This window comes from Candidatus Collinsella stercoripullorum (assembly GCF_027669965.1).
Lineage (GTDB): Bacteria > Actinomycetota > Coriobacteriia > Coriobacteriales > Coriobacteriaceae > Collinsella > Collinsella stercoripullorum.
This window is the reverse complement of sequence record NZ_JAQECM010000028.1, coordinates 1-914: the sequence shown is the minus strand read 5'-3', so window position 1 is coordinate 914 and position 914 is coordinate 1. Positions and strand designations below refer to the sequence as shown.

At 74.1% G+C, this 914-nt stretch carries 1 protein-coding gene; it reads right to left on the bottom strand.

The annotated features are described in order from the left end of the window. Positions 1 to 814 (bottom strand): DDE-type integrase/transposase/recombinase (locus PHA29_RS06665; RefSeq protein ID WP_270848782.1); only part of this gene is annotated, 814 nt, incomplete at its 3' end. Positions 815 to 914 lie beyond the last annotated feature (100 nt).

Below are 914 nucleotides of genomic sequence, written 5' to 3'. Positions count from 1 at the left end.
GCCGCTCCTGGGCGAGCGTCCTGTTCATCCGCTCCACCTTGCCGTTCTGCCAGGGGCTGAAGGGCCTGGTGTAGATGTGGCGGACGCCCCTCCCGGAGAGAAGGGCGTTGAAGTCGCCGCTGCGGTAGCCCGGGCCGTTGTCGGTCATCACGCGCTCGACGGCGACGCCCAGGCCCGCGAAGAACGTCAGGCAGCGCCCCATGAAGGCTGCGCACGTCCCCTTGCGCTCGTCGGGGAGCGGCTCGGCGTAGGCGACGCGGGAGAAGTCGTCGACCGCGACGTGCAGGCACGACCGCCCCGCGCCCGGGGCGGACCCGCAGCCGCGCCCGCGCGCCCTCCAGCCGCCGCCCTCAGGTATGCGGGCGACCTTCTTGACGTCGACGTGGACGAGCTCGCCGGGGCGCCCGCGCCCGTGGCGCACGGGCGTGACGGGGCCCCTCCGGCGGACCTCGCCGGTCACGCGGTCGACGTCGGCGAGCCTGGGAAGCCCCGAGCGCGCCACGATCCTGGCGCAGGTGCGGGCGGGCACGCCCGTGGAGGCCGCGAGCGCGAGGGGCGCGAGCAGCATGGACGAGCGCGCCTCGCGGACGCGGGCCTCGGCGTCGGGCGGCGTGAGCCGGGCGAGCCTGCGCGGCCTGCAGCTCCTGTCGGACATGGGCTCGCCGCGCCTGGCGCGGGCGAGCCACTTGCTGGCGGTCTGGCGGCTCACGCCCATCTGGCGGGCGGCCTCGGCGACGCCGGCGCCGGCCTCTATGCGGGAGACGAGCGTCTCGCGGCCCCTCGGGGTGAGCCTTGCGTTAGGATGTTGGGACATGGGAGGGCCCCCTTCGCTGCAAGCCTAGACAACTCACAGCATGCGGGAGCCCTCCCTATTTGTCATCCCCGGGGCGTAAACAACGTCTTGGCACTGAACA